This window comes from Dietzia sp. NPDC055877 (assembly GCF_053615975.1).
Window position 1 is genome coordinate 211,243 of the sequence record NZ_JBSHCV010000002.1, and the last position, 19,167, is coordinate 230,409.

Below are 19,167 nucleotides of genomic sequence, written 5' to 3' on the forward strand. Positions count from 1 at the left end.
AGATGTCCTCGACGAGGAAGCGACTGCTCGCAGCCCTGTTCATCGTCATCGTCATGGCCTTCGTCGCTGTCACCGTCGCCATCTACAACCGGGCGTTCACATCGTCGGACAGCGTCACCATGTACACCGACGACATGGCCTTCGCCCTGCCGAACGACGCGGACGTCAAGGCCCGGGGTGTACTGGTCGGTCGCGTCGCAGGCGTTGAGCTGGAGGGCGACCGGGTGCGCGTCGACATGGAGTTCGACCCGGCCTATATGGATCAGCTGCCCGCGAACATCAGCGGCCGGTTGCTGCCCAAGACGCTGTTCGGCGAGCGCTACGTCTCACTGGCGTTCCCCGAGCAGCCGGTCGGCACGATCGAGGCGGGTGCGACCATCGAGCAGGATTCCCGCGGTAACGCGACCGAGCTCGGTCGCGTCCTCGACGGACTGCTCCCGGTGCTGGAGGCCGTCCCGCCGGAGAAGCTCGCCGGCACGCTCGGTGCCATCAACCAGGCGCTGGCCGGCAGGGGAGACGAGATCGGCGCGGGCCTGGTCGACATCGGACAGGTCTTCGACGGCATCACCCAGGAGATGCCCGCCCTGGAGGCCGGGCTCGAGGACCTGGCGACCTTCTCACAGACCTATTCCGAGGCGCTGCCCGACCTCATCCACGCTCTCGACGCGCTCCGGACCACCGGCGACACGGTGATCCAGCGGCGCACCGACATCGCGGACGGGTTGGAGCGGATCAGCTCGGGCACCGAGGCGGCCACCGGCTTCCTCGCCGACAACCGCGACGACCTCATCGCGCTGACCATCAACTCGCGACGTTCGCTGGAGGCGCTCGCCGAGTACACGCCGGCGCTTCCCTGCACGGCCGAACTGTTCATGACCGCTCTCGAGCGTTCTGACGACATTCTCGGCGTGGGGACCTCGACCCCCGGCATCCGGGTGACCATCGAGGTCGTCAACCCCAAGGGCCGGTACGTCCCCAACCAGGACGAGCCCCGGTTCTTCGACACGCGCGGACCGCGCTGCTACGAGCCCGCCCAGGCACCGCAGAACTTCCCGATGGCACCCGGCGGTGCGATCGCGGACGGCTCCTATCAGCCGCCGTCACGTAACCCCGGGCCGGAGTTCATGCCCACCCTGCCGAATCCCCTGTTGGAAGACGGTCCCGTGCCCCCCATGCGCACTCGGGGTTCAGTTCCCGCGGCCCCCGGCCGCGCCGTCGCGGAGCAGCCGAACATGCCGTTCCCGTCGACCGTCACCGCGGGACAGGGAGCAGACGTGATGGCCATGGCCTACGCCGGATCTCCACTGGAGGCCGACACCGTCCGAACCGTGTACGGAGTCGCCACCTCGCGTAATGCCGACGAGGTCCCGGGGTGGATAGGCGCCGTCGGCGCTCCCGCGCTGCGCGGAACGGAGGTGGCCTTCAAGTGAACGCGAAACTCAGGGCATTGTTCCGCGGCGGCCTGCTGGGATCGTTCGTCAAGCTCACCGTCTTCGTGGTGGTGACGGTCCTGCTCAGTGCGGTTCTCGCCACCACGATCCGCGGTGGCACCCGTGAGGACGGGACCAAGTACTCGGCGATCTTCTCCGACGCGACCATGGTCGAGGAGGGGGACGACGTCCGTATCGCCGGTGTCGTGGTGGGGCACGTGACCGACTTCGAGGTCTACGACCGGGACAAGGCGAAGGTCTACTTCACCATGGTCGGCGACCGCACCCTTCCGGAGAACGTCCACCTGACGCTGCGTTTCCGCAACATGATCGGTCAGCGGTACATGAACATCGCCCGGGTGCCGGGCCCCGCCCAGCCGGCGATGCCGGCGGGGACGACGATCCCGCTGGACAAGACCTCGCCGGCCGTTGACCTCACCGCGCTGTTCAACGGGTTCCAACCCTTGTTCACCACGCTGCAGCCCGACGACGTCAACGCGTTGGCGGACTCGCTGGTCAAGGTCCTCCAGGGTGAGGGCGGGACCGTCGCCAACCTGGTCCAGCAGACAGGTCAGCTGACCAACCATCTGGCCGATCGCGACCAGGTGATCGGCGAGGTCATCGACAACCTCACCCAGGTGCTGCAGACCATCAACGATCGTGATGTGCAGTTCCAGCAGCTCGTGGTGACCACCCGCCAGCTCGTCGAGGGCCTGGCCCAGGAGCGTGACGCGATCGGTAGCTCGCTCGATTCGATGGCTGACCTGACCTCGTCCGCGGAGAACATCGTCACCGCGACCAGGCCCAGCGTCACCGAGTCGCTCGACCATCTCAAGAAGGTCACGGACGACGTGGTCGCGAATGAGGACAAGGTCAGCGAGGTGCTGCACAACATGCCGCTCAAGACCGACAACCTCATCCGGATGGGATCGTTCGGGTCCTGGTTCCAGTTCTATCTGTGTGGCGCGGACATCGTGTCGGGGCCGGGCAACAACGTGCCCAACCTCCTGCCCTCCGGCGGTCCGACACTCAACCACGTGCTGTACACCAACTCCGCACCTCGGTGCCACGAAGGGGGGATCCCGTGAGCAAGCGCAAGCCGGGGGAGCCCCGGTTCTCCAACGCGATGGTCGGCGCCGTGGGCGTGCTGGTGATCCTCGTGCTCACGGCGGGATCGTTCATGCTGGACGCTCTGCCGTTTGTGGGTGCCGGGCCGAAGTACAAGGCCTATTTCTCGGAGGCCGCCGGCCTCACCGACGGCAACGAGGTGCGGGTCGCCGGCGTCAAGGTCGGGGTCGTCACCGACGTCGAACTCGAGGGCGACAAGGTCGCCGTGGGGTTCCGGGCGAAGGATGCCTGGCTCGGCGACGACACCCGCGCGAGCATCCAGATCAAGACGGTGCTGGGGCAGAAGTACCTCGCCCTCACTCCCGCGGGCAACAGTGAGCTGGACCGGTCCGAGCCCATCCCGCTCGAGCGGACGGTGGCGCCGTACGACGTCGTGACCGCGTTCTCGTCGGCCGCCGAGACCCTCGACAAGATCGACGACACCAAGCTGGCGACAAGCCTCGACACCCTAACCGACGCGATGCAGGCCTCTCCCGAGGAGTTCCGCGGCGCCGTCGACGGCGTGGCCCGCCTGTCCCAGACCATCTCCAGCCGCGACGACGAACTCCGTGCACTCCTCGAGGCCACCAAGACGAGCTCGGAGATCCTGGCCGAGCGTAACGACGACTTCCGGCGGCTCATCATCGGCACCGGGCAGCTCCTCGGAGAGCTGAACGCACGGTCGGAGAGCCTCAAGTTGGTCCTGGCGTCGACCCGCGGACTGTCCGCCGAACTCCGGCTCTTCGTGGCCGAGAACGAGGCGGAGTTCGCTCCCACCCTGGAGAGTCTGGATTCCGCGCTCGGGGTCCTGACCGACCACGAGGAGGAGCTGAAGAAGTCGATCCACAACCTCGCCCCGTTCTACCGGTTGTACGCCAACATGCTGGGCACCGGACGGTGGTTCGATTCGGTGGTCACCAACCTGATACCGCCGGGCGCGCCTGAGCCGCCGTTCTACCCGGGCGCCCGTGGCCCCGCACGACTGAGTGGGATCAACTGATGACCAAGAAACTGCCGTACTGGCTGCTCGCGCTGATCCTCGTCGTCGTCGTCGCGATCGTCGCCGTCACCTACCTGGCCGTGTCCCGCATGGGGCGGACCACCATCACCGCGACGTTCCCGTCGGCGGTCGGTATCTCCCAGGGCACCGACGTGAGGATCCTCGGCATCACCGTGGGCTCGGTGGACAAGGTGGTCCCGATGGGCGAGACGGTCGAGGTGGAGCTCCACGTCCGGCGGGGTGTCGAGGTCCCGGCCGACGCCAAGGCCGTCCAGGTGACCCCGTCGGTCATCCCGGACCGCAACATCCAGTTGGTCCCGGCCTACGCGGGTGGCCCGACCATGGAGTCAGGCGCGCACATCCCGCTGGACCGGACCGCGACACCGGTCGAGGTGGACAAGCTCTACGCCTCGGTCCAGGAGCTCACCGAGGCGCTCGGCCCCGACGGGGCCAACAAGGACGGCTCGCTCGACCGCTTCCTGGCCACGTCCGCGGACACGCTCGGCGGCAACGGCGCCGCCCTCGGACGGTCGATAGACGAGCTGTCCACGGCGGCCACGACGCTCGCCGACTCCAGCCAGGACATCAGCGACACCGTGGTCAACCTGCAGTCCTTCGTCACCATGCTGGCGGAGAACGACGCACAGGTCCGCAACTTCAACACGCAGATGGCGACCTTCAACTCGACGGTCGCCGGGCAGCGGGAGGACCTGCAGGGCGCGCTGGCCGAGCTGAGCTATGCGCTGGCCGACGTGGCCCGTCTCGTCCGGGACAACCAGGACGTGATCCGTAGCAACGCCGACCGGCTGGCCTCCCTCAGCCAGATCACGGCGGACCAGCGCGGCGACATCGAGGAGATCCTCAAGACCGCCCCGCTGGCGCTGGCCAACCTCATCAACGCCTACGACGCGGAGTCCGGGACCCTGTCGATGCGCGCGAACATCCCGGAGAAACAGAACCCCGCCGGCGTTCTCTGCACGCTCATGAAGCTGGGCCGGCTCAATCCGGGCAATGAGATGTTCCAGGAGCTCGACAACCTGCGGCGCGCCGACATCCAGGCGTGCGAGGCGCTCGCTCCGGAGCGCAACCAGGAACTCCGTGCGTCCAACCCGAACCTGCCGCTGGGCATCCTCGAGGGCGAGATGAAGCAGTCCATTCCGGTGCCCGGCACCGTTCCGGGGATCCGCGGCTGGCCGATGACCCCCGCATCCGAAGGGGGGCAGTGATGAGACACGACAGTCACGACGCCGCGACCGGGCCGACTGCAGCCGGTCGCGCCCGATCGGGTCTCGGGTTGCCCGGGATCGGCCGCGCCGGACGGGTTCTGGGCGCCACGGCGCTCGTCTCGGCGCTCGCGGCCGGGTGTTCAATGAATCTCGAGGACTACACCCTGCCCGGTGGTGCCGACGTGGGGGAGAACCCCCTGAACGTGGCGATCCAGTTCGACGACGTCCTGGACCTGGTCCTGCAGTCCTCGGTCAAGATCAACGGTCTCGACGCCGGCCGGGTCACCGGGATCTCGCTCGCCGAGGACGGGTGGACCGCCCAGGTCGAGGTGCTGATCAACGACGACGTGGACCTCCCGGAGAACGTCGAGGCGTCGATCCAGCAGACAAACCTCCTCGGTGAGAAGTTCGTCCAGCTCACCCCGCCGGAGGACGCCGAGCCCGTCGGCCAGCTCGAGTCCGGTGACGTCATCCGCACCTCCAACACGCGCACGGCCACCGATATCGAGCAGGTGCTCGGCGCCCTGTCGCTGTTGCTGAACGGCGGCGGCGTGGACCAACTGCAGCCGATCGTGGCGGAGATGCGCAAGGTCACCGACGGCCGGGAGGAGGGGCTCACCGAAACCCTGCGGTCGGCCGACGAACTCATCTCGGGTCTCAACCGGCAGCGCGACAGCATCACCGCTGCGCTCGAGGGGGTCAACCTGATGTCCGCCCGGGCGAACGACCAGCGCGCGCAGATCCAGGCGGCCCTGGACGAGTTGCCCGCGGGTGTGGCGGTGCTCGAGGAGCAGCGGCCGCAGTTCGTGGAGATGCTGCGTCGGGTGGACGCCCTGGGGCAGGTCGGTTCCGACATCCTGCTGACCAGCCGTGAGGACCTCATCGCGGATCTGCGGGCGCTGCGGCCGGTACTGCAGTACCTCGGTGAATCCACGCCGGAACTCATCGAGCTGACCGGGTTCGTCCCGACGTTCCCGTTCCCGGACGCCTCGATCCAGTCGACGATCGGTGGTTCGGCCAACGTGTTCCTGTCGATCGACGCCACGATCTCCGAGACCCTCCGTAACCTCGGCGCCAACCAGGGCAACCCTGTTCCGCTCTGGCCCACCACGACCAGCGGTCCGTACAACGTCGATCCGGGCAACCCCTGGATCGGGGACAACGGACCCGACAGGCGCACGACCATCGTGCTGCCGTTGCTTCCCGTCCCGCCGATCATGGACCGGGCAGTGAACCCCCCGCCCGCGCCCGGTACCTCGGAGTTCTCCGAGAACTACCTGCCCGAACCAGGGGAGCCCGGATACCAGTGAACAAGACCCTGAGAACGCAGCTCATCGTCTTCTGCGTGATCGCCGCAGTGGGGATCACGTATGTCGGCGCCAACTACGTGCGCCTGCCGTCGCTGTTCGGCATCGGCCAGTACAAGGTCTATCTCGACCTGCCCGACACCGGCGGCGTGTTCACCAACGCGGCCGTCAGCTACCGGGGCACCCCGGTCGGCCGCATCGGGGACCTCTCGCTCACCGAGGACGGCGTCAGGGTGGAACTGGATCTGGACTCCAGCGCGCCCGACATCCCGGCCGACACGGTCGCCGTGGTGGCCAACCGGTCGGCGATCGGTGAGCAGTTCGTCGACCTGCGACCTAACAGTCTCTCCGAGCCCTATCTGGAGGAGGGCGATGTGATCTCGGCGGGCGACGAGGCGCTGCCCGTCCGCGTGGAGGACCTGCTGCTGTCGGTCGACGAGCTGTCGCGGTCGGTTCCGCTCGACGAGCTCGAGGTGACGGTCGACGAACTAGGGAAGGCCTTCGAGGGGCGGGGTCCCCAGCTCCAGCGGCTGTCCGATTCGTTGATCACGATCTCGGACTCCGGAATCCGGACCATGCCCCAGCTTCAGGCGCTCATCCGCGACGGCGCCACGGTCCTGGACACGCAGGCGGACCAGTCGGGTGAGATCATCAGCTTCTCCAGCGACCTGCGGACTGTCACCGAGGCACTGCGTGACTCGGACTCGGATCTCGAGCGGCTGATCTCCACCGCGCCGGAGTTCGCCGACGAGACCCGCCGCCTGGTGGAGAACTCGGGCGAGCCCCTGACGCGTTCGGTGACCAATCTGTCGAACACCATGAAGACGGTCGACCCGCTGGCGCCGTCGTTCAAGGTGCTGCTGCAACTGTTGCCCGCCCTGGCCGCCGGCGGTCTGTCAGTGGCCCCGGGCGACGGGACGATCCACTTCGGTCTCGTTCTCGAGATGGACAACCCGACCCCCTGCACCATGGGCTACGAGGGGACGCAGCAGATCATCGACGAGATGAAGGCACAGGATCCCTCGTTCGACCCGCAGGAGCAGAACTTCCCGCCCAACTACGACGCGCACTGCTCGGTGCCGTTCGGCAGCCCGACCAACGTGCGTGGCGCGGAGCGGGTCGAGTACGCGTACCCGGGTGTCGTGCAGCCGTGGGACAACAAGCCCAAGATCGATCCGGACAAGCTCAACCTCTCGGTGGCCGCCGAGCAGCTCGCGGTGCTGCAGGGACTGATCCCGCGGTGACGCGGCGACCGCCCGGTGATCCGGCGCGCCGCCCGTCCGGTACCGTCGCCGCCATGAGTTCGCAGGAGACGAGCGAGAGCACGGACACCACTGCCGCTGCCGCCGGGGTGCCGCGGTGGCTGACGGCCGTGTCCCTGGTGGTGCTGGTGGTGGGGCTGTCGATCCTGGGCGTATTCGGCTGGCGCTACGCCGAGGCACGTTCGGCGCAGACCGCGGCCACGCAGCGGGACGAGGTCACGGACGTCGCCTCGCAGGTGATCATCAACGCGTTCAGCTTCGATCATCAGAAGGTGGACGAGTCGCTCGAGCAGCTCTCCTCCATGTCGACCGGGGACTTCCTCACCGAGCAGGAGCAGTGGTCGGAGGACGTCCGCAACCGGGTCATCGAGCAGAAGGCCGTCACCACGGCCACCGTCTCGAACGCCGCGGTCGAGGAGTTGAACGTCGACGAGGGTGACGCCGCCGTGCTGGTCGTGTTCACCGCCCACTCTGAGCGCGAGGGCCAGGAGGACATCACGGGCCGTCAGGCGATGCGGGTGGACCTGACCCGGGTCGACGGCCAGTGGAAGGCCGACGCGGTCAACCAGGTGGGCGTGACGGTGCCGGTCGGCCAGTCCAGCCAGTCCGTGCAGGACCTCGAACTCCCGGACCCCGAGGACGTCGAGGACGAGGACAGCTCCTCCGGCACCGCGGGGGAGGGGTCGGCCTCCGCGCCAGCTCCCACCACCACCGCCGGACGATGAGGAAGGGCGAGGAGAGCTAGATGCCACCCATCAAGAGGAACCAGAAGCCGGCCCAGGCCCCCGCCACGCGTCGACTCGCCGGCCACTCCGGCCCCCGCCAGGGATCGACCGGGTCGCCCGAGGCAGGTACCGGACCGGTGACCACGCCCCGGGGTGTGAACAAGGTCGACGACGACAAGGCCGCCACCCGCTCCACGGCCACCGACCCGCGGACGGATGCGGGGGAGGCGGCGTCTCGTCGTCGTCCCTCCGGGCGGGCCGTCGCCTATGCCGCTCTCGCCGTGGGCGTGGTGGCCGGGGCGGCGGGCGCCTATCTCGCCACCGAGCCGGGCATCTCGGTGCCCAATCAGGCGTTCGTGGACAGGGCGGAGACCGACGAGGTCCTCACCGCGGCGTCGACCAACGTGCAGCGGCTGGTGTCGATCGATCACGAGAGCCTCGACGAGTACCACGACTCGCTGGGCGAGTTCCTCACGCCGAACCTCGTCGAGGAACTCGACGCGAACTGGCCGGCGCTTCGTGACAGCTACGAGCAGTCCGCGACCACCGTCGACGCGCAGGTCCGCGAGGCCGGCCTGTCCTACCTCGAGGGCGACCGCGCGGAGGTCCTGCTGGTCCAGGACGTCTCGATGGAGCGCGACGGCGCCGCCGCGGGCAGCACCAGCGGCACCTACCTCGTCGGTCTGGACAGGGTCGACGGCGTCTGGAAGCTGTCGAAGATCCCGGATCTGCCGTCCTGACACGCCTCGGCCGGCCGCGGATCGGACATTCTCCGGCCGGGGATCGGGGACAAGCGGCGTCAGATCCTTGACGAACGGGCTTCGACCCGTCACTCTTTAGGGGCATCGGGCGTAGAGGACTCCGCTCGGGTGCGACGTCCCGACCGGGGGCCGATGAGGCGAGAGCCACGAGGGCAACCAGCGCAGGGACGGTCGTCGCGCCACGCGTGCCACAGCCTCCGGGGCTCTTCCCGTCGAGGGCTGGACTTCAGCGCCGCTATAGGCTAGATTAGGTCGTTGCGCTGGCTGCTATTTGCCTCTTGTTCCGTCATCGACGGCCCGTTCCCGGTCTGACCGGGTATTTCCGGGCCTTGAAGTTCAGTGACGGCGCACGGGTGGATACCCGTCGGCGGACCGCTCGCAGATACATCTGTGGTCACCGCCCGTGGTGATCACGTGAGGTGCTGGAAGGACCCATCTTGGCAGTCTCCCGCCAGACCACGTCAGTCTCCACCGTTCCCGGTGCGCCCCGGAGAGTCTCGTTCGCGAAGCTCACCGAGCCGTTGCCGGTCCCGGGGCTGCTCGACCTCCAGACGGAGTCGTTCGAGTGGTTCATCGGTTCGGAGGAGTGGCAAGAGAGGGCCGCCTCGCGCGGCACCACGAACCTCGAGGGAGGCCTGGAGTCCATCCTCAAGGAGATCTCCCCGATCGAGGACTTCTCCGGCTCCATGTCGCTCTCGTTCTCGGAGCCGTATTTCGAAGAGGTCAAGGCGTCCCTCGAGGACTGCCGTGAGAAGGACCGCACCTACGAGGCGCCGCTCTTCGTCACCGCCGAGTTCGAGAACACCGAAACCGGTGAGATCAAGTCCCAGACCGTCTTCATGGGTGATTTCCCCATGATGACCGACAAGGGCACCTTCATCATCAACGGCACCGAGCGGGTCGTCGTCTCGCAGCTCGTCCGTTCGCCGGGCGTCTACTTCGACCGGTCGCGCGACAAGTCGACCGAGCGTGACGTCCACGCGGTCAAGGTCATCCCGTCGCGCGGTGCGTGGCTCGAGTTCGACGTGGACAAGCGCGACACGGTCGGTGTCCGCATCGACCGCAAGCGTCGCCAGTCCGTCACCGTGCTGCTGAAGGCGCTCGGCTGGACCACCACCGAGATCAAGGAGCGCTACGGCTTCTCCGAGATCATGATGTCGACCCTCGAGAAGGACACCGTCGAGGACACCGACCAGGCGCTGCTCGAGATCTACCGCAAGCTGCGTCCGGGCGAGCCCCCGACCCGCGAGTCGGCCGAGGCGCTGCTGGAGAACCTGTTCTTCAAGGAGAAGCGCTACGACCTGGCCCGCGTCGGCCGCTACAAGGTCAACCGCAAGCTCGGTCTGCCGGACCCGGAGGGCGACGCCACCACGACGCTCACCCGCGAGGACATCGCGGCCACCATCGAGTACCTGGTGCGCCTGCACGCCGGCGACGCGTCGATGCAGGTCGAGGGCGGCCGCGAGGTGCCGGTCGAGGTGGACGACATCGACCACTTCGGTAACCGTCGTCTCCGCACGGTCGGTGAGCTGATCCAGAACCAGGTCCGCGTCGGACTGTCCCGCATGGAGCGCGTCGTCCGCGAGCGCATGACCACGCAGGACTCCGAGGCGATCACCCCGCAGTCGCTGATCAACATCCGGCCCATCACCGCTGCGCTCAAGGAGTTCTTCGGAACCTCCCAGATGTCGCAGTTCATGGACCAGAACAACCCGCTGTCGGGCCTGACCCACAAGCGTCGTCTCTCCGCGCTCGGCCCCGGCGGTCTGTCGCGTGAGCGTGCCGGCCTCGAGGTGCGAGACGTCCACGCCTCGCACTACGGGCGCATGTGCCCCATCGAGACCCCCGAGGGGCCGAACATCGGCCTCATCGGATCTCTCTCGGTGTACGCGCGGGTCAACCCGTTCGGCTTCATCGAGACCCCGTACCGCCGTGTCGTCGACGGCGTCGTCACCGACCAGGTGGACTACCTGACGGCCGACGAGGAGGACCGCTACGTCGTGGCGCAGGCCAACTCCGAGCTCTCGCCGGAGATGACCTTCGTCAGCGACCGGGTACTGGTGCGCAAGAAGCACGGCGACGTCGAGGTCGTCGAGGCCGCGGATGTCGACTACATGGACGTCTCGCCGCGTCAGATGGTCTCCGTGGCCACCGCGATGATCCCGTTCCTCGAGCATGACGACGCCAACCGTGCCCTCATGGGCGCGAACATGCAGCGTCAGGCCGTGCCGCTGGTGCGTTCCGAGGCGCCGCTCGTCGGTACCGGCATGGAGCTGCGTGCCGCCGTCGACGCCGGTGACGTGATCGTCAACACCACCCCGGGCATGGTCGAGGAGGTCTCCGCCGACTTCATCACCGTGATGGACGACGACGGGGGTCGCCAGACCTACCGCCTGTCGAAGTTCGCGCGCTCCAACCAGGGCACGTGTTCCAACCAAAAGCCGATCGTCGACGAGGGTGACCGCGTCGAGGCCGGCCAGGTTCTCGCCGACGGACCCTGCACCGAGGACGGTGAGATGGCCCTGGGCAAGAACCTGCTCGTGGCGATCATGCCGTGGGAGGGCCACAACTACGAGGACGCGATCATCCTCTCGCAGCGCCTGGTGGAGGAGGACGTCCTGACGTCCATCCACATCGAGGAGCACGAGATCGACGCCCGCGACACGAAGCTGGGCGCCGAGGAGATCACCCGCGACATCCCGAACGTCTCCGACGAGGTCCTCGCGGACCTGGACGACCGTGGCATCGTGCGCATCGGCGCCGAGGTCCGCGACGGCGACGTCCTGGTCGGCAAGGTCACGCCGAAGGGCGAGACCGAGCTCACCCCCGAGGAGCGCCTGCTGCGCGCCATCTTCGGCGAGAAGGCCCGCGAGGTTCGCGACACCTCACTCAAGGTGCCGCACGGCGAGTCCGGCAAGGTCATCGGCGTCCGCGTCTTCTCGCGTGACGACGAGGACGATCTTCCCCCCGGTGTCAACGAGCTCGTCCGCGTGTACGTGGCGCAGAAGCGCAAGATCCAGGACGGCGACAAGCTCGCCGGCCGCCACGGCAACAAGGGCGTCATCGGCAAGATCCTCCCCGCGGAGGACATGCCGTTCATGCCCGACGGCACGCCGGTGGACATCATCCTCAACACCCACGGTGTCCCGCGTCGTATGAACATCGGTCAGATCATGGAGACCCACCTGGGCTGGCTGGCCAAGGCCGGCTGGGAGGTGCCGCGTGAGGCGGACGGTTCCCTGCCCGAGTGGGCGGCCAAGCTGCCGGAGCAGATCCACCGCGTCGAGCCCGACACGAACACCGCCACCCCGGTGTTCGACGGTGCCGCGGACACGGAGATCACCGGCCTGCTCGGTCACACCCTCCCGAACCGTGACGGCGAGCGGATGGTCCAGGGCGACGGCAAGGCGACCCTCATCGATGGTCGTTCGGGTGAGCCGTTCCCGTACCCGGTGTCCGTCGGCTACATGTACATCCTGAAGCTGCACCATCTGGTGGACGACAAGATCCACGCCCGGTCGACCGGTCCGTACTCGATGATCACCCAGCAGCCGCTCGGCGGTAAGGCCCAGTTCGGTGGCCAGCGCTTCGGTGAGATGGAGTGCTGGGCCATGCAGGCCTACGGCGCGGCGTACACGCTGCAGGAGCTGCTGACCATCAAGTCCGATGACGTCGTGGGCCGCGTGAAGGTCTACGAGGCGATCGTCAAGGGCGAGAACATCCCGGAGCCCGGCATCCCGGAGTCCTTCAAGGTTCTTCTGAAGGAGCTGCAGTCGCTGTGCCTCAACGTCGAGGTGCTCTCCAGTGACGGGCAGGCCGTCTCCCTCGGCGAGGGGGACGACGACGACCTCGACCGCACCGCCGCGAACCTGGGGATCAACCTCTCGCGCGACGAGTCCTCCGCGGCCGACGAGCTGGCGCAGTAAGTAGGCGGGCGGTGCCGCCGAGAGGTCGCACCGCACCGCACCCGAAGAATTCAGTTCCACCACGGCGGGCCCCGCAAGCGGCCCCACCCCGAGCGGGGCCCGCCATCATCCCACCCGGGAAAGGACGCCTACGTGCAGGACGTCAACTACTTCGACGAGCTGGTCATCAGCCTCGCCACCGCCGAGGACATCCGTAACTGGTCCTACGGCGAGGTCAAGAAGCCGGAGACCATCAACTACCGCACCCTCAAGCCGGAGAAGGAGGGCCTGTTCTGCGAGAAGATCTTCGGCCCCACCCGGGACTGGGAGTGCTACTGCGGTAAGTACAAGCGCGTCCGCTTCAAGGGCATCATCTGTGAGCGCTGTGGCGTCGAGGTGACCCGCGCCAAGGTGCGTCGTGAGCGGATGGGCCACATCGAGCTGGCCGCGCCGGTCACGCACATCTGGTACTTCAAGGGCGTTCCGTCGCGCCTGGGCTACCTGCTCGACCTGGCGCCCAAGGATCTCGACAAGATCATCTACTTCGCCGCGTACGTCATCACCGATGTCGACACCGAGCTGCGCCACAACGAGCTCAGCACCCTCGAGGCCCAGGTCGTCGAGGAGCGCAAGATCATCGAGGACGAGCGTGACTCCGACATCGAGGCGCGCGCCAAGAAGCTCGAGGCCGACCTGGCCGAGCTCGAGGCCGAGGGCGCCAAGGCCGACCAGCGCCGCAAGGTGAAGGACGGCGGCGAGAAGGAGATGAAGAAGATCCGCGAAGCGGCCCAGCGTGAGCTGGACCGTCTCGAGGAGATCTGGACCACCTTCACCAAGCTCGACGTCAACCAGATCATCGTCGACGAGGGCATCTACCGCGAGCTCGACGACCGCTTCGGCGAGTACTTCGAGGGCGGCATGGGCGCCGAGGCGATCCAGTCGCTGCTGGAGAACTTCGACCTCGAGGCCGAGGCCGAGTCGCTCCGCGACGTCATCCGCAACGGCAAGGGGCAGAAGAAGATCCGGGCGCTCAAGCGCCTCAAGGTCGTCTCGGCGTTCCTGCAGTCGGGCAACCACCCGGCCGCGATGGTGCTCGGTGCCGTCCCGGTGATCCCGCCGGAGCTGCGCCCGATGGTCCAGCTCGACGGTGGCCGCTTCGCCACGTCGGACCTCAACGACCTGTACCGCCGTGTGATCAACCGCAACAACCGCCTCAAGCGACTGATGGACCTCGGCGCGCCCGAGATCATCGTCAACAACGAGAAGCGGATGCTGCAGGAGTCCGTCGACGCACTGTTCGACAACGGTCGTCGCGGCCGCCCCGTCACGGGCCCGGGCAACCGTCCGCTCAAGTCGCTGTCCGACCTGCTCAAGGGCAAGCAGGGCCGCTTCCGTCAGAACCTGCTCGGTAAGCGCGTCGACTACTCGGGTCGTTCCGTGATCGTCGTGGGCCCGCAGTTGCAGCTGCACCAGTGTGGTCTGCCCAAGCTCATGGCACTCGAGCTGTTCAAGCCGTTCGTCATGAAGCGTCTGGTGGACCTCAACCACGCGCAGAACATCAAGTCCGCCAAGCGGATGGTCGAGCGTCAGCGCGACCAGGTGTGGGACGTGCTCGAAGAGGTCATCGCCGAGCACCCGGTGATGCTCAACCGTGCGCCCACGCTGCACCGTCTCGGCATCCAGGCGTTCGAGCCGCAGCTCGTCGAGGGTAAGGCGATCCAGCTGCACCCGCTGGTGTGTGAGGCCTTCAACGCCGACTTCGACGGTGACCAGATGGCCGTCCACCTCCCGCTGTCCGCGGAGGCCCAGGCCGAGGCCCGCATCCTCATGCTCGCCTCGAACAACATCCTGTCGCCGGCGTCCGGCCGTCCGCTCGCCATGCCGCGACTGGACATGGTCACGGGCCTGTACTACCTGACCCGTCTCGACGAGGGGGCGACCGGCTCCCACGTGCCGGCCACCGAGAACGAGCCGGCCCAGGGTGTGTACTCGACCCCGGCCGAGGCCATCATGGCCGTCGACCTCGGTGTGCTCGACATCCACGCGCCGGTCCAGATGCGTCTGACGCATCAGCGTCCGTCCGCCGAGATCGAGGCCGAGAAGTTCCCCGAGGGCTGGGCCCCCGGCCAGGAGTGGATCACCGAGACCACGCTCGGCCGCGTCCTGTTCAACGAGCTGCTCCCGACGGACTACCCGTTCGTCAACGAGCAGATGCCGAAGAAGCGTCAGGCCGTCATCATCAACGACCTGGCCGAGCGCTACCCGATGATCGTCGTGGCGCAGACGGTGGACAAGCTCAAGGACACCGGCTTCTACTGGGCCACCCGCTCGGGTGTCACCATCGCCATGTCCGACGTGCTCGTGCCGCCGGCCAAGAAGGAGATCCTCGCCTCCTACGACGCCAAGGCCGCGCGCCTCGAGTCGCAGTTCGACCTGGGCAAGATCACCGACGAGGAGCGCAAGAGCGACCTCGTCAAGCTCTGGCAGGAGGCCACCGACGAGATCGGCCAGGCCATGGAGGCGAACTACCCGGACACCAACCCGATCCCGACGATCGTCAAGTCGGGCGCGGCGGGCAACATGACCCAGATCCGAGCGCTCGCGGGCATGAAGGGTCTGGTGACGCGTCCGAACGGCGAGTTCATCCCGCAGCCCATCAAGTCCTCGTTCCGCGAGGGCCTGACGGTGCTCGAGTACTTCATGAACACGCACGGTGCCCGTAAGGGTCTGGCCGATACCGCCCTGCGTACCGCCGACTCGGGCTACCTCACCCGGCGTCTGGTCGACGTGTCGCAGGACGTCATCGTCCGCGAGACCGACTGTGGCACCAACAAGGGTGTCGAGACGGTCATCGCCCGTCCGGTCATGGACGTCCAGGGCAACCCGACCGGTGACCTCGAGCGGGACGAGCACGTCGAGACCTCGACGTTCGCCCGGACGCTCGCAGAGGACGCCACGGACGCCTCGGGCAACGTCATCGTCGCCGCGGGCACCGACCTGGGTGACCCGACCATCGAGGCGCTCATCGCCGCCGGCGTGCAGAACGTCAAGGTCCGTTCGGTCCTGACCTGCACCACAGGAACCGGCGTGTGTGCGACCTGCTACGGCCGCTCGATGGCCACCGGCCAGCTGGTGGACATCGGCGAGGCCGTCGGCATCGTCGCCGCGCAGTCGATCGGTGAGCCCGGTACGCAGCTGACCATGCGTACGTTCCACCAGGGTGGCGTCGGTGACGACATCACCGGTGGTCTGCCGCGAGTCCAGGAGCTCTTCGAGGCCCGTGTCCCCAAGGGCAAGGCCCCGATCGCCGAGGAAGCCGGCCGGATCCGCCTCGACGAGGAGGAGCGTTTCTACACGATCACGATCGTCCCGGACAACGGGGCGGACGAGATCGTCTACGAGAAGCTCTCCAAGCGTCAGGGCCTCGCGCACATCGACCTCGACGACGGCTCGTCGCGGCCGATCGCCGACGGCGACCACCTCGACCGCGGTCAGCCGCTCCTCGAGGGCCCCGCCGACCCGCACGAGGTGCTGGCGATCCTCGGTACGAACGGCGTCCAGAAGCACCTCGTCGACGAGGTGCAGAAGGTCTACCGCTCGCAGGGTGTGTCGATCCACGACAAGCACATCGAGGTCATCGTCCGCCAGATGATGCGCCGCGTGGCCATCAGCGAGTCGAACAGCACCGAGTTCCTGCCCGGTGCCCTGGTCGAGCGTGCGGAGCTCACGGCGGAGAACCGTCGCGTGCTCACCGAGGGCGGCTCGCCCGCCTCGGCGCGCCCGGTGCTCATGGGTATCACCAAGGCCTCGCTCGCCACCGACTCGTGGCTCTCGGCGGCCTCCTTCCAGGAGACCACCCGCGTGCTCACCGACGCCGCCATCAACAAGCGGTCGGACAAGCTCGTGGGCCTCAAGGAGAACGTCATCATCGGTAAGCTCATCCCGGCGGGTACCGGTATCAACCGCTACCGGAATTCGACGGTCGAGCCCACCGAGGAAGCCCGCGCAGCGGCGTACTCCATCCCGGATTACGGCGACGGCTTCTACGGTCCCGAGGACGGTTTCGGCGACGCCACCGGCGCGTCGGTCCGCCTGGACGACCTGGGCTACTGACACCGTCGGTGGGCGCGCGTAAGCCGTTCACCAGCGATATCGCCATCACCGGACCCCCGAGCACACACTGTGCCCGGGGGTCCGGTGCGTCAGCCCGGCCGCGTTCTGGCCAGGGGCGAACGTGTTCTAGACTTGACCGACGTGCCCTGGGCCGCCTCGCCTGTGGCGAGTGGCCCGCGGCGTCCGATGACCGGAGGGAGACGATCGACCGTGCGGATCGCACTGCTTTCGTACAGGAGTAAGCCACACGGCGGAGGGCAGGGCGTCTACGTCCGTCACCTCAGTCGTGAGCTGGCAGCACTCGGGCACACCGTCGAGGTGTTCTCCGGTCAGCCGTACCCCGAGCTGGACCCGGGGCCGTCGCTGTCGAAGATCCCGAGCCTGGATCTCTACAACGACGCCAACCCGTTCCGTACCCCGCACCCGCGGGAGATCCGCGACTGGATCGACGTGCTCGAGGTCGTCACCATGTGGACCGCCGGCTTCCCGGAGCCGCGGACCTTCAGCCTCCGCGCCGCCCGCACCCTCAAGAACAGGCTCGCGGATTTCGACGTGGTGCACGACAACCAGTGCCTCGGCACCGGCCTCCTCGAGATGGAGGAGGCCGGATTCCCGGTGGTGGCCACGGTGCATCACCCGATCACACGGGACCGCGCGTTGGCCATGAAAGAGGCGCCGCTGCGTAAGAAGCTCACCACGTGGCGGTGGTTCGGATTCCTGGGCATGCAGATCAAGGTCTCCCGCCGGCTGCACGAGATCATCACGGTGTCGTCCAACTCGGCAGACGACATCGCCTCGGACTTCGGTGTGGACCCGCAGCGGATAGTCACCATTCCGCTCGGCGTGGACACGGACCGTTTCCACGACCGCCGCGACCGGGAACCGGGTCGCCTGGTCTGTGTGGCCAGCGCCGATCAGCCGCTCAAAGGCGTGCCGATCCTCCTGCGCGCCCTGGCGAAGGTCCGCGAGGAACACCCGGGAGTGCGCCTGACGCTGATCTCCAAGCTCAAGCGCAAGGGCGAGGCAGCCAAGCTCCTCGATTCACTCGGGTTGCGCGATGCGGTGGACCTGGTCTCCGGGGTCGACGACGACGAGCTCGCCGAGCTCGTGGGTACGGCCGAGATCGCTGTCGTCCCGAGCATGTACGAGGGCTTCTCGTTGCCCGCGGTGGAGGCCATGTCCAGTGGTTGTGCACTCGTCGCGACCCGGGCCGGGGCGCTACCGGAGGTCGTGGGTACCGACGACTGCGCGGCCCGGCTGGTCGAGCCCGGCAACGTGGACGAGTTGGCGCAGCAGATCAGCGCTCTGCTGGCGGACCCCGCCGAGCGCAGGCGCCTCTCGGAGGGTGGCCGCGAACGGGTCATGGAGCGTTACAGTTGGGCGGCTGTGGCGCGCCGGACCGTCGAGGTCTACCAGGCGGCCATCGCGCGGGTCCGCGGCGAGACGCCGCCGGACTTCACCGCCGGGCCGGTCATCGGACCGGATCAGGCCGAGATCGACGAGCACGTCACCGCTGACGTGCCCGAGGTACTGCCGGACACCGGCACGTACGACATCCGTGAGCAGGAGGACGCCGCATGCTGACCGCTGACTTCGACCGTCTGGGGGTCACCCCGGGCATGCGAGCCATCGACGTGGGGGCCGGCCTGGGCCGGCACACCTTCGAGCTCTACCGGCGTGGAGCCGACGTGACCGCGTTCGATCAGAACGCGGACGAGATGCAGCAGGTCGCCGACATGCTCGCGGCCATGGAGGCGGAAGGGCACGGGCTCCCGGAATCCAAGGGTGAGGCCATCACCGGCGACGCGCTCGCGATGCCGTACGACGACGCGACCTTCGATCTGGTCCTCATCTCCGAGGTGCTCGAGCACGTGCCGGAGGACACCAAGGCGATCGCCGAACTGGTCCGCATCCTCAAGCCGGGCGGCGTCGCCGCGGTGACCGTCCCGCGTGAGTGGCCGGAGAAGCTGTGCTGGAAGCTCTCGGACGACTACCACTCCAACCCGGGTGGCCACTGCCGCATCTACACGGCTGAGGAGCTCGGCTACAAGCTCCGTGCCGCGGGCCTCGAGGTCACCGGGACCGGATTCGCCCACGCGCTGCACGCCCCGTACTGGTGGCTCAAGTGCGCGGTGGGTACGGAGAAGGACGACCATCCGCTGCCGAAGGCGTACCACAAGCTGCTCGTGTGGGACCTGATGAAGGGGCCGTGGGTCACGCGGACCGCCGAGAAGCTGCTCAACCCGGTGATGGGCAAGTCCATCGTGTTCTACCTTCGTAAGCCCGTGGAGGCCTGATCGTCCGTGCAGCCCCAGAACATCGGTTCCCGTA

12 protein-coding genes are annotated in these 19,167 nt (G+C 67.7%); all 12 read left to right on the forward strand.

The features are described from left to right. The first annotated feature begins 2 nt into the window (after positions 1-2). Positions 3-1,430 (forward strand): MCE family protein, encoded by a 1,428-nt coding sequence (locus ACWGLC_RS03225; protein WP_452098548.1) that lies wholly within the window; start codon positions 3-5, stop codon positions 1,428-1,430. Further along, positions 1,427-2,518: an MCE family protein gene (locus ACWGLC_RS03230; RefSeq protein ID WP_452098549.1), complete on the forward strand. Its 1,092-nt coding sequence runs from the start codon at positions 1,427-1,429 to the stop codon at positions 2,516-2,518. The genes ACWGLC_RS03225 and ACWGLC_RS03230 overlap by 4 nt, the downstream gene beginning before the upstream one ends. Next, positions 2,515-3,537 carry an MCE family protein gene (locus ACWGLC_RS03235; RefSeq protein ID WP_295647650.1) on the forward strand — a complete coding sequence of 341 codons (1,023 nt, stop codon included), beginning with the start codon at positions 2,515-2,517 and terminating at the stop codon, positions 3,535-3,537. Before ACWGLC_RS03230 ends, ACWGLC_RS03235 begins: the two co-directional genes overlap by 4 nt. Then, a complete protein-coding gene (locus tag ACWGLC_RS03240; protein ID WP_452098550.1) occupies positions 3,537-4,763 on the forward strand; it encodes an MCE family protein in 1,227 nt (408 codons plus the stop codon). The genes ACWGLC_RS03235 and ACWGLC_RS03240 overlap by 1 nt, the downstream gene beginning before the upstream one ends. Then, positions 4,763-6,073, forward strand: coding sequence for an MCE family protein (locus tag ACWGLC_RS03245; protein ID WP_452098551.1), 1,311 nt, complete (start codon positions 4,763-4,765; stop codon positions 6,071-6,073). The genes ACWGLC_RS03240 and ACWGLC_RS03245 overlap by 1 nt, the downstream gene beginning before the upstream one ends. Beyond that, positions 6,070-7,314: an MCE family protein gene (locus ACWGLC_RS03250; protein WP_452098552.1), complete on the forward strand. Its 1,245-nt coding sequence runs from the start codon at positions 6,070-6,072 to the stop codon at positions 7,312-7,314. Before ACWGLC_RS03245 ends, ACWGLC_RS03250 begins: the two co-directional genes overlap by 4 nt. A 53-nt stretch (positions 7,315-7,367) precedes the next feature. Then, the gene (locus ACWGLC_RS03255) at positions 7,368-8,057 is read left to right on the forward strand and encodes a hypothetical protein (RefSeq protein WP_452098553.1); all 690 of its coding nucleotides are present in this window, start codon (positions 7,368-7,370) and stop codon (positions 8,055-8,057) included. Between the two features lie 20 nt (positions 8,058-8,077). Continuing rightward, positions 8,078-8,797, forward strand: coding sequence for a hypothetical protein (locus ACWGLC_RS03260; protein ID WP_452098554.1), 720 nt, complete (start codon positions 8,078-8,080; stop codon positions 8,795-8,797). A 440-nt stretch (positions 8,798-9,237) separates the two neighbouring features. After that, positions 9,238-12,744: a DNA-directed RNA polymerase subunit beta gene (rpoB, locus tag ACWGLC_RS03265; RefSeq protein WP_452098555.1), complete on the forward strand. Its 3,507-nt coding sequence runs from the start codon at positions 9,238-9,240 to the stop codon at positions 12,742-12,744. A gap of 132 nt (positions 12,745-12,876) precedes the next feature. Continuing rightward, positions 12,877-16,836, forward strand: a complete 3,960-nt coding sequence (locus ACWGLC_RS03270) for a DNA-directed RNA polymerase subunit beta' (protein WP_452098556.1) — start codon at positions 12,877-12,879, stop codon at positions 16,834-16,836. 210 nt (positions 16,837-17,046) lie between these two features. Then, positions 17,047-18,420, forward strand: a complete 1,374-nt coding sequence (locus tag ACWGLC_RS03275) for a glycosyltransferase family 4 protein (protein ID WP_452098557.1) — start codon at positions 17,047-17,049, stop codon at positions 18,418-18,420. Then, positions 18,414-19,133 (forward strand): class I SAM-dependent methyltransferase, encoded by a 720-nt coding sequence (locus tag ACWGLC_RS03280; protein ID WP_230928288.1) that lies wholly within the window; start codon positions 18,414-18,416, stop codon positions 19,131-19,133. The genes ACWGLC_RS03275 and ACWGLC_RS03280 overlap by 7 nt, the downstream gene beginning before the upstream one ends. Positions 19,134-19,167 lie beyond the last annotated feature (34 nt).

Bases quoted from the DNA above. Each gene is read 5' to 3' on its own strand.
- ACWGLC_RS03225 (WP_452098548.1), top strand. From the start codon at position 3: ATGTCCTCGACGAGGAAGCGACTGCTCGCAGCCCTGTTCATCGTCATC.
- ACWGLC_RS03245 (WP_452098551.1), top strand. From the start codon at position 4,763: ATGAGACACGACAGTCACGACGCCGCGACCGGGCCGACTGCAGCCGGT.
- ACWGLC_RS03240 (WP_452098550.1), top strand. From the start codon at position 3,537: ATGACCAAGAAACTGCCGTACTGGCTGCTCGCGCTGATCCTCGTCGTC.
- ACWGLC_RS03280 (WP_230928288.1), top strand. From the start codon at position 18,414: ATGCTGACCGCTGACTTCGACCGTCTGGGGGTCACCCCGGGCATGCGA.
- ACWGLC_RS03260 (WP_452098554.1), top strand. From the start codon at position 8,078: ATGCCACCCATCAAGAGGAACCAGAAGCCGGCCCAGGCCCCCGCCACG.
- ACWGLC_RS03255 (WP_452098553.1), top strand. From the start codon at position 7,368: ATGAGTTCGCAGGAGACGAGCGAGAGCACGGACACCACTGCCGCTGCC.